The sequence below is a fragment of the Rhabdothermincola sediminis genome, assembly GCF_014805525.1.
GTDB lineage: Bacteria > Actinomycetota > Acidimicrobiia > Acidimicrobiales > Acidimicrobilacustridaceae > Rhabdothermincola > Rhabdothermincola sediminis.
In genome coordinates, this window is sequence record NZ_JACFSZ010000013.1 from 76,887 (window position 1) to 89,658 (window position 12,772).

Annotated in this window: 15 protein-coding genes; 5 read left to right on the forward strand and 10 right to left on the reverse strand. The window is 71.4% G+C overall.

The genetic code is table 11. The features are described from left to right. Nucleotides 1–3 precede the first annotated feature (3 nt). On the forward strand, nucleotides 4–471 hold the full coding sequence (locus tag HZF19_RS11710; protein ID WP_307781211.1) for a DUF2752 domain-containing protein: 468 nt from the start codon (nucleotides 4–6) through the stop codon (nucleotides 469–471). A gap of 17 nt (nucleotides 472–488) precedes the next feature. Here the strand turns inward: HZF19_RS11710 and ppgK are convergent, their stop codons facing one another. After that, nucleotides 489–1,253 (reverse strand): polyphosphate--glucose phosphotransferase, encoded by a 765-nt coding sequence (ppgK, locus tag HZF19_RS11715; RefSeq protein ID WP_307781212.1) that lies wholly within the window; start codon nucleotides 1,251–1,253, stop codon nucleotides 489–491. 146 nt (nucleotides 1,254–1,399) lie between these two features. Here ppgK and amrS point away from each other — a divergent pair, with 146 nt between their 5' ends. Genes amrS through amrA form a run of 3 tightly spaced genes read left to right on the forward strand, consistent with a single transcriptional unit; the run spans nucleotide 1,400 to nucleotide 3,884 of the window. Next, the gene (gene amrS / locus HZF19_RS11720; RefSeq protein ID WP_208028970.1) at nucleotides 1,400–2,509 is read left to right on the forward strand and encodes an AmmeMemoRadiSam system radical SAM enzyme; all 1,110 of its coding nucleotides are present in this window, start codon (nucleotides 1,400–1,402) and stop codon (nucleotides 2,507–2,509) included. Further along, complete coding sequence (amrB, locus tag HZF19_RS11725; protein ID WP_208028971.1) at nucleotides 2,506–3,315, forward strand: AmmeMemoRadiSam system protein B; 810 nt, start codon at nucleotides 2,506–2,508, stop codon at nucleotides 3,313–3,315. The genes amrS and amrB overlap by 4 nt, the downstream gene beginning before the upstream one ends. After that, entirely contained in the window at nucleotides 3,312–3,884 is a 573-nt protein-coding gene (amrA, locus tag HZF19_RS11730; protein ID WP_208028972.1) for an AmmeMemoRadiSam system protein A, read from the forward strand. Before amrB ends, amrA begins: the two co-directional genes overlap by 4 nt. Before the next feature lie 11 nt (nucleotides 3,885–3,895). Here amrA and pgi read toward each other — a convergent pair whose 3' ends face one another. Genes pgi through HZF19_RS11755 form a run of 5 tightly spaced genes read right to left on the reverse strand, consistent with a single transcriptional unit; the run spans nucleotide 3,896 to nucleotide 8,773 of the window. Continuing rightward, nucleotides 3,896–5,524, reverse strand: a complete 1,629-nt coding sequence (gene pgi / locus HZF19_RS11735; protein WP_208028973.1) for a glucose-6-phosphate isomerase — start codon at nucleotides 5,522–5,524, stop codon at nucleotides 3,896–3,898. 31 nt (nucleotides 5,525–5,555) lie between these two features. Further along, nucleotides 5,556–6,053: a flavin reductase family protein gene (locus HZF19_RS11740; protein ID WP_208028974.1), complete on the reverse strand. Its 498-nt coding sequence runs from the start codon at nucleotides 6,051–6,053 to the stop codon at nucleotides 5,556–5,558. A 10-nt stretch (nucleotides 6,054–6,063) separates the two neighbouring features. Continuing rightward, nucleotides 6,064–7,008: an aldose 1-epimerase gene (locus HZF19_RS11745; protein WP_208028975.1), complete on the reverse strand. Its 945-nt coding sequence runs from the start codon at nucleotides 7,006–7,008 to the stop codon at nucleotides 6,064–6,066. Between the two features lie 2 nt (nucleotides 7,009–7,010). Continuing rightward, nucleotides 7,011–8,054, reverse strand: coding sequence for a phosphogluconate dehydrogenase (NAD(+)-dependent, decarboxylating) (gnd, locus tag HZF19_RS11750; protein WP_208029009.1), 1,044 nt, complete (start codon nucleotides 8,052–8,054; stop codon nucleotides 7,011–7,013). A 35-nt stretch (nucleotides 8,055–8,089) separates the two neighbouring features. Beyond that, nucleotides 8,090–8,773, reverse strand: a complete 684-nt coding sequence (locus HZF19_RS11755; RefSeq protein WP_208028976.1) for a hypothetical protein — start codon at nucleotides 8,771–8,773, stop codon at nucleotides 8,090–8,092. Here HZF19_RS11755 and HZF19_RS11760 point away from each other — a divergent pair. Next, nucleotides 8,772–9,944, forward strand: a complete 1,173-nt coding sequence (locus HZF19_RS11760; RefSeq protein WP_208028977.1) for an acyl-CoA dehydrogenase family protein — start codon at nucleotides 8,772–8,774, stop codon at nucleotides 9,942–9,944. The two genes, HZF19_RS11755 and HZF19_RS11760, sit on opposite strands and share 2 nt — an antisense overlap. A 56-nt stretch (nucleotides 9,945–10,000) precedes the next feature. On the opposite strand, the gene HZF19_RS11765 is transcribed toward HZF19_RS11760, so the two are convergent. The 4 genes from HZF19_RS11765 to HZF19_RS16435 form a co-directional block, all read right to left on the reverse strand. Continuing rightward, entirely contained in the window at nucleotides 10,001–10,618 is a 618-nt protein-coding gene (locus HZF19_RS11765) for a class I SAM-dependent methyltransferase (RefSeq protein ID WP_208028978.1), read from the reverse strand. Between the two features lie 79 nt (nucleotides 10,619–10,697). After that, complete coding sequence (locus tag HZF19_RS17175; RefSeq protein ID WP_372443459.1) at nucleotides 10,698–11,906, reverse strand: thiolase family protein; 1,209 nt, start codon at nucleotides 11,904–11,906, stop codon at nucleotides 10,698–10,700. 1 nt (nucleotide 11,907) lies between these two features. Beyond that, on the reverse strand, nucleotides 11,908–12,342 hold the full coding sequence (locus HZF19_RS11775) for a Zn-ribbon domain-containing OB-fold protein (protein WP_208028980.1): 435 nt from the start codon (nucleotides 12,340–12,342) through the stop codon (nucleotides 11,908–11,910). Between the two features lie 16 nt (nucleotides 12,343–12,358). Then, on the reverse strand, nucleotides 12,359–12,721 hold the full coding sequence (locus tag HZF19_RS16435; protein WP_208028981.1) for a carboxymuconolactone decarboxylase family protein: 363 nt from the start codon (nucleotides 12,719–12,721) through the stop codon (nucleotides 12,359–12,361). Nucleotides 12,722–12,772 lie beyond the last annotated feature (51 nt).

Sequence of the window (12,772 nt, forward strand, 5' to 3'; positions counted from 1 at the left end):
CTCGTGGCCGGCACCGATCTGCGAGACCGACCTGCCCCTCCCGCCCCGCTGGGCCCGGCTCGGCGCTGGCGGGACGCGGCCCAGCCGCTCCTGCTGGGAGGGGCCATCGCCGTCGGTTGCGCGTACGTCGCCATCCAGAACCCGAACGAGTCCTCCGCGTACCCCCAGTGCCCGTTCAAGGCCATGACCGGTCTCGACTGCCCCGGCTGCGGCATGACCCGGGCCGTGTACGCGCTCCTCCACGGTGACCTGCTGCGGGCTGCGAGCCACAACCTGTTGCTCGTGGTGGCGCTGCCGCTGCTGGCCTACCTGGTGGGCCGCTGGACGCTGTCGAGCATCGGGGTCACCCTCCGCCCCGCGCCGACCTGGCGCCCCTGGATGACCTGGAGCATGCTGATCTTCGTGCTCGCGTTCGCGGTGGTACGCAACGTCCCCGGCACGCCACTGTCCTGGCTGGACTCCGCCGCCTGATCCGCCCGGAGGGGGCGCTACTTCGACCGCTTCGGCTTGTGCTTGGCGTGGTGCTGCGCCGCGGCCAGCGCCGCCCCCACGATCCCGGCCTGGTTCAGCAGCCGGGCCGCCACCATCTCGGTGCGGCACTCGATGTAGGGGAAGAACCTGTCGGCCCGCTTGGAGATGCCACCGCCGATGATGAACAGGTCCGGCCAGAGCAGGTCCTCGAGCAGCCGCAGGTACTCGCCCACGCGCCCACCCCAGGTCGGGTAGTCGAGGTTCTCCCGCTCGCGCACCAGCTCGGAGGCGTACTTCTCGGCGTCACCGCCGTGCAGCGGGAGGTGTCCGAGCTCCGTGTTGGGCACCAGGACCCCGTCGTGGAGCACCGCCGTACCGATCCCCGTCCCCAAGGTGACGGTGATGACCAGCCCGCCTCGCGCCGCGGCCGCACCGAAGGCGGTCTCGGCCAGACCTGCCGCGTCGGCGTCGTTGAGGACGGTCACCGGGCAACCGGTCGCCCTGCCGAAGGTCGCGGCGGCATCCTGGCCGATCCACTCCGGCACCAGGTTGGCGGCGGTGTGGATCGCGCCGTCCTTCGTGACCCCGGGGAAGGTGCATCCGACCGGTCCATCCCAGTCGAAGTGGCGCACGATGGTGGCCAGCACGGAGGAGACGTTCGCCGGGTCCGGGTGCTCGGGGGTGAGCAACCGGACCCGATCCGTCTTGAGCACCCCTCGCTTCGTGTCGACGACGGCCCCTTTGATCCCGGTGCCCCCGATGTCGATACCGAGAACCTTCACGCACTCTCCTTGGATCGGCTCCTTCGGTCGGGCCCGCTCGCCAGTCTCGCGCGCCACCCGGATCCGTTGGCAGGAGACCGACCGGACAGCGCCGGGAAGCCTTGCATCCGGGTGCATCCAGCCGGCGACTCCCTACCCTGAACGTGATGGCGGCCGACATCTCGCTGACCGACCCGTACACGATCCCCACCCGCTGGTGGCACCGCCTCGACGACGGTCGCATCCAGTGTGACGTGTGCCCCCGAGCCTGCAAGCTGCGTGAGGGCCAGCGGGGGGTGTGCTTCGTGCGCGGCCGGGTCGCCGACCAGGTCGTGCTCACCACCTGGGGCCGCTCCAGCGGCTACTGCCTCGACCCGATCGAGAAGAAGCCGCTCAACCACTTCCTGCCCGGCACCTCCGTGCTCTCCTTCGGCACCGCGGGCTGCAACCTGGCCTGCCGGTTCTGCCAGAACTGGGACATCTCGAAGTCGAAGGAGGTGGCTCGCCTCTCCGACCGCGCCGATCCCGAGGCCATCGCGCAGGCGGCGCTCGAGCTGGGCGCCCGCAGCGTGGCGTTCACCTACAACGACCCGGTGATCTTCCTCGAGTACGCGGTCGACGTGGCCGAGGCGTGCCACGCGGTGGGCGTCCAGGCGGTGGCGGTGTCGGCGGGCTACGTCTGCGACGGTCCCCGGCGGGAGCTCTTCGGGCACATGGACGCCGCCAACATCGACCTGAAGGCGTTCACCCAGGAGTTCTACCGGCACGTGGCGATGGGTGATCTGCAGCCGGTGCTCGACACGCTCGAATACCTGCACCACGAGACCGACGTCTGGTTGGAGATCACCACCCTGCTCATCCCCGGTCACAACGACACCGACGCGGAACTCGATCGGATGACCCGCTGGATCGCGGAGCGGCTGGGACCCGACGTGCCGTTGCACTTCAGTGCGTTCCACCCCGATTTCAAGATGCTCGACGTCCCACCCACCCCGCCCGAGACCCTGCGCCGGGCCCGGTCCATCGCGCTCGGCAACGGCTTGCGCTACGTGTACACGGGCAACGTGCACGATCCTGAGGGCGGCACCACCCGGTGCCCGTCCTGCGGGGCGCTCTGTGTGGAGCGCGACTGGTACGTGATCAACGAGTACCACCTGACCGGTGACGGCCGCTGCCAGGCCTGCGGCGCCACCGTCGCCGGGCGGTTCGACGGCCCACCCGGGGAGTGGGGCGCCAAGCGGGTGCCGGTGCGGCTGGCCGATCGGAGTGGCCGATGAACGCCACCGGCGTGCGCCCACCGGCGGTCGCGGGCTCGTTCTATCCGGCCGACGCCCGATCCCTCGCCGCCCTGGTCGACGAGCAGCTCGCGGCGGTGCAGCACCGCACCCCGGCCACCGGATCACCCGCCGGGATCATCGTGCCTCATGCCGGCTACGTCTACTCCGGGCCGGTCGCGGCCAGCGCCTACGCCCTGCTCCGGGGCCGACGCCGCGCGGTCAGCCGGGTGGTGATCGCCGGCCCGTCGCACCGGGTACCGCTCCGGGGCGTGGCCGTGCCCCGGTCGTCGACCTTCCTCACCCCCCTCGGCCCGGTCCCCGTCGACGAGCAACTCCGGGCGATCGCTCGCGAGCATCCGGAGGTGAGCGTCGACGACCGGCCGCACGCCGCGGAGCACTCGCTCGAGGTGCAGCTCCCCTTCCTCCAGACGGTCCTCGGCCCCGAGGGCTGGTCCGCGCTGCCACTCGTCGTGGGTCACGCCGAGCCCGCGGCCATCGCCGCCGTCCTCGACGCCCTCTGGGACGACGAGACGCTCCTGGTGCTCAGCACCGACCTGAGCCACTACGAGCCCTACGAGCGCGCGCAGGTGCACGACGCACGCACCGCGGCGGCGGTGGTGCGCAAGGATCTCCACGCCATCGGCCCGTACGACGCGTGCGGCGCGTATCCCCTGGCGGGCCTGCTCGGCCTCGCCGGCCGGCGTGGCCTGGACGTGGCGTTGCTGGACCTGCGCAACAGCGGCGACACCGCGGGCCCCCGCGACCGGGTGGTCGGCTACGGCGCCTTCGCAGTCGGGTGGTCATGACCGCACCACCCGAGCTGTCCGAGCAGGAGCGGCGGGCGCTGCTGGACACGGCCCGAGCGTCCATCCACGCGGGCCTCCAGCACCGCCGGCTCGTGGCGCCAGCCGGCTACGGCGGCTCCCCGCCGCTGCGCGCCCTGGGGGCCTCGTTCGTCACCCTCCGGCGCGAGGAGCGCCTGCTCGGCTGCATCGGCACCATCGAACCGGTGCGCCCGCTGCTGGCGGACGTGGCCCACAACGCCTACGGGGCGGCGTTCGGCGACCCCCGCCTGCCTCCGGTGACCCGCGACGACTACCACCAGATGACGGTCAAGGTGAGCGTCCTCGGTGGCCTCGAGGCGATGGACGCCGCCGACCCCCAGGCGCTCGCCGAGCAGCTGCGACCCGGCGTCGACGGGCTGCTCGTCACCGCCGGCCACCGGCGGGGCACCTTCCTGCCCTCGGTGTGGGAGCAGATCCCGCACCAGGGCCGGTTTCTCGACCTGCTCTGGGACAAGGCGGGACTGCGACCCGGTGAGTGGCCACCTGACCTGCGGATCTTCCGCTACCGGACGGTGGAGTTCGGCGAGTAGCGCTTCCCGGGCTACCGGCCGGCACGCAACCGCCGGTACCGGCGGATGAGAGCGTTGGTCGAGCTGTCGTGGCCCAGGTCGGGCTCGGTGGCCGCGTCGAGCTCGGGGATGATGTCCTGCGCCAGCTTCTTGCCCAGCTCGACCCCCCACTGATCGAAGCTGTTGATGTTCCAGATGGCGCCCTGGGTGAAGGTCTTGTGCTCGTACAGGGCGATGAGCTGACCCAGGGTGAACGGCGACAGCTCCGAGATGAGGATCGAGTTGGAGGGGCGGTTGCCAGGGAAGGTGCGGTGGGGCACCTCCTCGGGCGGGACGCCCTCGGCGGCCACCTCCTCGGCGGTCTTGCCGAATGCCAGCGCTTCCGGCTGGGCGAAGAAGTTGGCCATGAACACGTCCTGGTGGTTCCCGAGCTCGTGGCGGGAGCGGGCGAACCCGATGAAGTCGCAGGGGATGAGCTTCGTGCCCTGGTGGATGAGCTGGTAAAAGGCGTGCTGGCCGTTGGTACCGGGTTGTCCCCAGACGATCTCGCCCGTCTGCATCCCCACCGGTCGCCCCTCGCGGTCGACGGACTTGCCGTTGCTCTCCATGGCCAGCTGCTGCAGATACGGGGTAAGGCGGCCGAGGTAGTGGCTGTAGGGCAGCACGGCGAGGGTCTCCGCTCCGAGGAAGTCGCCGTACCAGATCCCGAGCAGCCCGAGCAGGATCGGCATGTTCTGCTCGATCGGGGCGTGGCGGAAGTGGTCGTCCATCAGACGGAAGCCGCGCAGCATCTCCTCGAAGCGGTCCGGCCCGATGGCGATCATCAGCGACAGACCGATCGCCGAGTCGTAGCTGTACCGGCCACCGACCCAGTCCCAGAACTCGAACATGTTGGCCGGGTCGATGCCGAACGCGGCCACAGCTTCCGTGTTGGTCGACACGGCCACGAAGTGGCGGCCCACGCCGCGCTCGTCCCCGCCCAGCGCCTCGAGCACCCAGCGCCGCGCGGTGTGGGCGTTGGTCATGGTCTCGAGGGTGGTGAAGGTCTTGGAGGAGATGATGAACAGCGTCTCCTCAGGGTCGAGGTCGTAGGTGAGCTCCCAGAACTCGTTGCCATCGACGTTGCTCACGAACCGGCACTCGATGGACCGGTCACTGAAGTCGACCAGCGCGTCGTAGGCCATGTGCGGCCCGAGGTCGCTGCCACCGATGCCGATGTTCACCACCGTGCGGATGCGCTTGCCGGTGTGCCCTGTCCACTCGCCGCTGCGGACCCGCTCGGCGAAGGCCCGCATCTCGGCGAGCACCCGGTGCACCTCAGGCACCACGTTCACCTCGTCAACCTCGATCACCGAACCGGCCGGTGCCCGCAGGGCCACGTGGAGCACGGCCCGATGCTCGGTGACGTTGATCTTCTCCCCGGCGAACATGGCGTCACGGAGCTTCTCGACCCCAGCCGCTCGGGCCAGGTCAGCCAGCAGGCGCAGCGTCTCCGCGGTCACCCGGTTCTTCGAGTAGTCGAGGTAGAGGTCACCGACCTCGAGGCACATCGTCTCCCCCCGGCGGGGGTCGGATGCGAACAGATCACGCAGGTGCAGGCTGGCGACGTGCTCGACGTGCGCCTGCAGGGCGCGCCAAGCAGGAGACTCGGTGATGGGCATGGCCGGATTGTGCCAGAGCCACGTCCCGGTCTCAGTGGCGCTTGACGCCGCCGTACTTCATCCGGGTGTCGCTCATCGCCGCGGCTCGCACGCCGTCGCGGTTGATCGCCGCATCGACCACCTCACCGATGAACAACGTGTGGGTGCCGAGGTCGATCGCCTGGCGGACCGAGCAGTCCATCCAGGCGATGGCTTCCTCGAACACCGGCGCGCCGGTGGTGGCGGTGCGCACCGGCCGCCCGTTGAGCGTGGCCCCGTCGTCCTCGGCGGGCTTGGAGAACTTGACGAACACCTTGGTGTCCTCGGCATCCCAGAGGTTCACGGTGAACGCGCCACCTTCGCTGATCAACTGGTGGGTCACCGCGGTGTTGTCCACCCCGATGCCGATCAGCACCGGCTCCATCGAGAGCTGGGTGATCCAGCTCGTGGTCATGGCGTTGCGCCGATCGCCGGCCCGGGAGCCCACGAGGGCCAGCGCGTTGGGGATCTTCCAGGTCACCCGGTTGAGCAGTTCCTCGTCGACAGCCATGCCCCCGAGGCTACGGGCGCACCTCCCCGCCCACCACCACGTCGAAGGTCGCCGAGAAGCAGCCGCCGACCGGCACGGTCGGGTGGTCGCCGGTGATGAGCGCGTTGGTGGGCGCGGTCATCGGTTCGAGGGCCACGTAGGGCTTGCCGCGCGGGGCGTAGACCTGCGCGAACGGGTAGCCCCGGTCGAGGCGCAGCTCCACGCGCTGCCCTCGACCCGAGAGGGCTAGCACCCGTTCCCTCCCCAGCCGGTAACCGTCGTCGAAGGTGCGGTCGACCAGGGCGATGTCCTCAGCCGGCTCCCGCCTGGCGCGCCCGGTGGGCAGCAGGCGCTCGTCGAGCTCCAGGTGCCGGCGGGCCGGCAGGTGCACCACCAGCTCACGGCGGGGCACCCCCGGTAGGCGGATGTAGGGGTGCCAGCCGAACGACACCGGCACCGCCCGCCGTCCGGTGGGCACCACCGAGGTGGTGACCCGCAGCCGCTCCCGGGTGACGAGCGCGTCGATGCGCAGGTCGTGGGGGAACGGGAAGGAGCGGAGCAGGTCCTGGTGGTCACCGAACGGGAAACGAGCGGCGAGCGCCGCAGCCCCGGCCGAGGCCGACAGCTCGACCAGCTCCCACGGGCGGGCCGACACGGTGCCGTGGATGGGCAGGCCGTTCGGATCGAGCGCCACCCCGGGCGTGCCCGCCCCGAACCGCACCACCCGGCGACCGATCCGGTACTCGAAGCCGGACAGGCGATTGGCCCAGGGGGCCAGCAGCGGCAGACCGGTGGTGTGCCCCTCGGCGTACGTAGCCAGGCCGCCGTGGAGGCTGAGGTGCTCCCGGCCCCGATGTCGCAGCGAGGCCCCGAGCATGCCGAGGCCCGGCAGGAAGGTGGCCTCGAGATCCCCGGCGGCCAGGGTGACCGCGGGCCAGCCACGGAACGTCCGCACCCGGGCCCGTGGCGCGGCCACCGCTAGGGGTTCTTCCCGGCGTTCGCCCCAGCGGGTTTCTCGTCGTGCCCGCCGAACTGCTTGCGCATCGCCGAGAGGACCCGGTCGGCGAAGTCGGCGGCGCCCCGGGACTCGAAGCGCTCGAACAGGGCCGCGGACAGCACGTGGGCCGGCACGCCTTCGTCGATGGCCGCGAGCACCGTCCAGCGCCCCTCGCCCGAGTCCGACACCCGGCCCTCGAACCCACCGAGGTCGGGATCCTCGTGCAGCGCGATGGCGGTCAGGTCGAGCAACCACGACGCCACCACGCTGCCCCGCCGCCACAGCTCGGCCACCTCGGCGACGTCGATCTCGAACCGGTAGTACTGCGGATCGCGCAGCGGGAAGGTCTCGGCGTCGGCCTCCTGGGGGTGCAGGCCGACCCCCGCGTGCCGGATGATGTTGAGCCCTTCCGCGTACGCGGCCATGAGGCCGTACTCGATGCCGTTGTGCACCATCTTCACGAAGTGCCCCGCGCCCGACGGGCCGCAGTGCAGGTAGCCCATCTCTGCCGGTGACGGGTCACCGCGGCGACCGGGGGTTCGCGCCGCCGCCTCCACTCCGGGAGCGATCGAGCGGAAGATCGGGTCGAGGTGCTCGACCACCTCCTGCTCACCCCCGATCATCAGGCAGTAGCCCCGATCGAGCCCCCACACCCCGCCGCTGGTGCCCACGTCGACGTAGTGGATGCCGGCCTGCGCGCAGGCAGCGGCCCGCTCGATGTCGTCGCGGTAGTAGGTGTTGCCGCCGTCGATGATGATGTCCCCCGCGCTCATCACCCCGGCGAGCTGCGACACCGTCTCCCCCGCGAAGGCGGCGGGCACCATGATCCACACCGCCCGGGGGCTGGTCAGCCCGGCGACGAGGTCGTCGAGCGAGCCGGCAGCGGTGATGGCCTCGTTCTCGGCCGCGAGCTGCGCCGCGACGCCCGGGGCCACGTCGTAGACCACGCAGCGGTGCCCGTCACGGACCAGCCGGCGGACCAGGTTGGCCCCCATCCGCCCCAATCCCACCATCCCGAGCTGCATCGTCGGACCCCTCGCGTCGTTCGTCGTGCCGGTGGTCATCCTGTCCGATCGGGTGGTCGCGTGCCGAGTCTCGTGTAGACCTCCTCGGGGACGGCCCGCGGGTCGCGGTAGACGTGGTGGACGCACGGCTCGCCCTTGCCCGCCGGCGGGTGCTCGACACTCACCGGTGGTTGGCCCCACTCGATGGGCTGCATCTCGTTGTTCACCGAGCAGTGCGCGCAGTACACGGGGAGCTCGTCGCGCCCGAACGTGCGCCCCGATCGCTCCCGGAGCACGAGGTAGCCGCCGGGTTGGTCGTAGCGTCCCTCGTCGAGGAGCCGGCCACCGCTCCCGCACCGGAACGACAAGGTGATCTTCTCGTCGTCCTCGCTGACCCCCACCTCGCCGAAGTTCGCCACCATGGCCCGGGCGATGGCCCGGGCCCGTACCTCGGCGGGAAGCTCCGCCCACTCGACGGGCCCCGAGCGCCGGGGGCGGAGGTACTCCTCACCGGTGCGCCGCAGGGCGCGCTCGACCGCCTCCTCACCGAGTTCCTCCCCGATGAACGACAGCAGCGAGGTGATCCAGTTGATCGAGTAGTCCTGCAGGCTCCGCCAGCTCGCCACCGCGGCGTCGATCAGCCGGATCGCCTCGTCGCGCTCACCGGCCGTGACGGCCTGCTTGGCGCGCTCCCAGGCGGGGGTCGACAGCCGTTCGACGTCGTCGGGGGAGAGGGACATGGGCCCGACCGTACCTGACATCAGCGTCAGTGAGCTGTGGCAGGATCGGACCGTGGACTTCGAGCTGTCCGGAGAGCAGGAGCAGCTTCGGGCCAGCATCCGGCGGTTCCTCGCCGACCGGGCCCCGGTTCGCCCCTACGTGCGCTCGCTGCTCGGCGACCAGCGGGGGACCACCGACGAGGTGTGGCAGGGGCTGGCCCAGCTCGGGGTGACGGGGCTGCTCGTGCCCACCGAGCACGGCGGGGCCGGCGAGGACCTGGTCACCATGGGGGTCGCGCTGGAGGAGTTGGGCCGGGCCGTGCACCCCGGGCCGGTGCTCGCCAGCGCAGTGGGCGCGGTGCGAGCCGTGACCGCGGCGGGTTCCCCGGCCGATCGCGACCGCTGGCTGCCGGGGCTGGCATCCGGCGAGGTGGTGGGCGCGCTGGCCGCCGACGAGCCGGGGCCGCGGTTCCGGTGGCGCCACCCCGTCACCACCGCGACCCGCGACGGGACGCAGTGGCGCGTCACCGGGACCAAGACCTGGGTGCTCGGCGGGACGACCGCCGACGTGGTGTTCGTGGTCGCCGCGACCACCGGGGGTCTCGGCCTGTTCGCCGTCGAGCGGAGCGACCTGCGCGCCGAGCCCACCCCATCGGTCGACCTCACCCGCTCCTTCGCCACCATCACCCTCGACGCCACGCCGGCCAGCAGGGTCGGTGGCGACGACGACCGAGACGACACGGCGGCGATCGGAGCGGTCGTCGACGCCGTCGGGCTGGCGCTGGCCGCCGACGGGCTGGGCGCCGCGGAACGGGCCCTCGAGCTGGCGGTCGAGTACGCGACCCACCGGCACCAGTTCGGGGTGCCCATCGGGTCCTTCCAGGCGGTGCAGCACCTGTGCGCCGACATGCTGCGGCAGGTCGAGGTGGGCCGGGCGGGCGTGTACTACGCGCTCTGGGCCTGCGACCACGCCGAGCCCGCCGAGCGGCACCGGGCCGCCACCATGGCCGGAGCGTTCAGCAGCGACGCCTTCGCCTGGGTGGCCGCCGGCGCCATCCAGGTCTTCGGCGGCATCGGGTTCACCTGGGAGCACGACGCGCACCTGTACTACAAGCGGCTCCTCACCCTACAGACCCTGTGGGGCACGGCGGAGGAGCACCTCGACGAGCTGGCGTCGATCGTGATCGGCTGAGGAATGGCGACGCTCGCCTGGGGGGGCCAGGCCAGCGGGTGGCTCGCCGGCCGCCGTCAGGCCGCCTTCGCCGCCCGGCCCGCGTACATGAAGCTGAGCACCTTCGGACCCCGGATGGTGAACGTGTCCACCTGCTCGAGCTCCAGGGGTGAGGCCCGCACGATGGCCGCGATGTCCCGGTCGAGGTGGCAACCACCGGCGATCGCCTGCTCGAGCCGGTCCCAACGATGCTGGCGGCGCGCCACCGTCGGGTCGTCCGAAAGCCCGTGCTCCAGAAAGAAGAAGCGGCCTCCCGGCTTGAGCACCCGGTGCACCTCCGCCAACGCTCGGTCCACGTCGGGGATCGTGCACAGCGTCCAGGTGCTCACCGCACTGTCGACGGACTCGTCCTCGAGGGGGATCCGCGCGCCGTCGAGGCCCACGAACTCGACGGGGATGCGGGAGGCGGCCAGCCGACCGCGGGCCAGCCTGCGCCCCACCTCCGACGGCTCGACGGCCAGCACCCGCTCGACCGGCGGCGGGTAGTAGGGGAGGTTGGTGCCCGAGCCGAAGCCCAGCTCCACCACCGTGCCGGTGACCTCGGCAAGGGCCCGAGCGCGGAGCTTGCCGATCTGGCGGGTGCCGAGCACCAAGTTGGTGACTCGGGGCACGATCTGGTCGTCGTAGAAACCCACACTGGCCTCCCTCGTCGGTCTGGTTCGATCTCGTCCGATCTCGTCCGATCTCGTGCGGTCGCGCCCGCTCGGCGGTCCCCTACCGATCTCGGGTGAGCAGCAGGCAGCCTCCCAACGGGCCACCGCCCGCGCCCACCACCGCCACCTCCGGCCCGCCCGCCACCTGCCGCTCCCCGCCCCGGTCCCACAGCTGGACGCACGCCTCGTGGAGGAACCCGTAGCCGTGGAGTCGGCCGGCCGAGAGCTGGCCGCCATGGGTGTTGAGCGGGATCTCCCCGTCGAGCGCGATGCGCTCGCCACCCTCGATGAACGGCCCCCCCTCGCCGTGGCCGCAGAACCCCAGCGCCTCCAACCAGCACAAGGTGATGAAGCTGAAGCCGTCGTACAGCTCCGCAACGTCGACGTCCGCCGGGGTGAGATCGGTGCGTGACCACAACATCGCCGCCGCGTCGCGCAGGGCCATGGTGGTGAGGTCGTCCCACTGGTCCCAGGACGGGCGGCCGTGGATGGCCGCGCCCACCGCTTCGATCCTCGCCGGAGGATGTGCGAGGTCGGCCGCGGCGTCGGCCCGGGAGACGATCACCGCCGTGCTGCCGTCGGCGGGCACGTCGCAGTCGTACAGGCACAGAGGGGTGGAGATCATCCGCACCCCCAGGTAGTCGTCGAGGGTCATGGGATCGCGGTAGATGGCCTTCGGATTGCGGGCCGCGTTGCGCCGGCCGTTGAGCGCGATCTGGGCGAGCTGCTCGCGGGTGGTGCCGAACTCGTGGAAGTGCCGCTGAGCCATCATCGCGATCCAGTTCGCTGCCGAGGGCGCCCCGAACGGCAGCGTCCACTGCATGAAGCCGCTGGCCCGGTAGCCCGCCCCGGTGCCCCCGGCACCCATGGTCACCGACGAGCGGCCCTTGCTGCCCTGGGCGCTGGCCTCCCACACGGTGCGGAAGCACAGCACGTGGTCGGCGAGCCCGGTGGCCACCGCGGCGATGGCGTTGATGACCGAGCCGAGCTGCCCGGGGGACTCGAGCCCACCGGCGAACCAGTCGAGCTCGAGGCGCAGCGCGTCCTGCACCTCCACCACCCCGACGCCCGAGAAACCGGGCGGGACGTCCTGGTTCCCGGGGTAGGTGGCGATGCCGTCGATGTCGGCGGGCTCGAGGCCCGCGTCCGCGATGGCCTCGAGGGCGGCGTCGATCGTCAGGTCGAGCGGGTCGCGGTAGAGGCGCCGACCCACCTGGCTCTGGCCGATGCCGCTGATGACCGCCCGCCGCTCCAGCCGATCCGGGCCCATCTCAGCGACCCTCACCACCGGCGCTGCCCGCGGGCTCGAAGAACGGGAGCCACACGTCGTCGTACTCCTCGAAGGTCACCCGCACCTGCATGCCGATGCGCACCTCGTAGGGATCGCAGTTGACGATGTTGGTGGTGAGCCGAAGCCCCTCCTGCTCGGGCAGCTCGACGATGGCCACCACGTACGGGGGATCGAGGGTGGGGATCCAGGGCTGCTCGTTGACCGTGTAGGTGTGCACCACCGCCCGGCCGGAGGTGGCCTCCGGGGCAACGTCCTTCGAGAGGCACTCGGGGCACACTGGTGCTGGCGGGTGGATCCAGTAGCCGCAGCGCTGGCAGCGCAGGAAGCGCAGCTCCCCTTCCCGACCGCCGCGCCAGAAGTGCTCGTTCTGCTCGGTGATCCGGGGGAGCACCCGGAAGGGCTTACTGTCGGCCATAGGTGGTCCGCTCCGATCAGCCGTCCGCGTCGTCGAGCTCGGACTCCACGGCGCGAAGCCCCTCCTCGAACCCGGCTCGGGCTTCCGGCAACGCCTCGACCGCGGGCAGGATCCCGAATCCCGGCTCGGTGAGCACGATCGCGGCGGCGATCTCGTCCCAGCTGGCCCCGACCTCGGCTGCCAGCCTGGCGTGGCGATGCACGCCTCCGGGATTGCGGAGGATGACACTGCAGACCATGCGCACCAGTTCGTGGGTCTTGCGGTCGAGCGCCTTGAGCGATTCGATCTCGGCCAGCCAGGCGCTCTGGGCCTCGTGGAGGGCCGGGAACACCTCGTGCAGTGGCTGCTCGTAGGAGAAGGAGAACGCCTGGTCAGTCACACTGCCACCCTATTCGGCCCGCCCTGCTCGGCGAGGGGCTCTCAGGCGAGC

Coding starts and splice junctions, on each gene's coding strand:
- amrB (WP_208028971.1), top strand. CDS start 2,506: ATGAACGCCACCGGCGTGCGCCCACCGGCGGTCGCGGGCTCGTTCTAT.
- HZF19_RS11760 (WP_208028977.1), top strand. CDS start 8,772: ATGGGCCCGACCGTACCTGACATCAGCGTCAGTGAGCTGTGGCAGGAT.
- amrA (WP_208028972.1), top strand. CDS start 3,312: ATGACCGCACCACCCGAGCTGTCCGAGCAGGAGCGGCGGGCGCTGCTG.
- gnd (WP_208029009.1), bottom strand. CDS start 8,054: ATGCAGCTCGGGATGGTGGGATTGGGGCGGATGGGGGCCAACCTGGTC.
- HZF19_RS11740 (WP_208028974.1), bottom strand. CDS start 6,053: ATGGCTGTCGACGAGGAACTGCTCAACCGGGTGACCTGGAAGATCCCC.
- HZF19_RS11775 (WP_208028980.1), bottom strand. CDS start 12,342: ATGGCCGACAGTAAGCCCTTCCGGGTGCTCCCCCGGATCACCGAGCAG.
- pgi (WP_208028973.1), bottom strand. CDS start 5,524: ATGCCCATCACCGAGTCTCCTGCTTGGCGCGCCCTGCAGGCGCACGTC.
- amrS (WP_208028970.1), top strand. CDS start 1,400: ATGGCGGCCGACATCTCGCTGACCGACCCGTACACGATCCCCACCCGC.
- HZF19_RS17175 (WP_372443459.1), bottom strand. CDS start 11,906: ATGGGCCCGGATCGGCTGGAGCGGCGGGCGGTCATCAGCGGCATCGGC.
- HZF19_RS11755 (WP_208028976.1), bottom strand. CDS start 8,773: ATGTCCCTCTCCCCCGACGACGTCGAACGGCTGTCGACCCCCGCCTGG.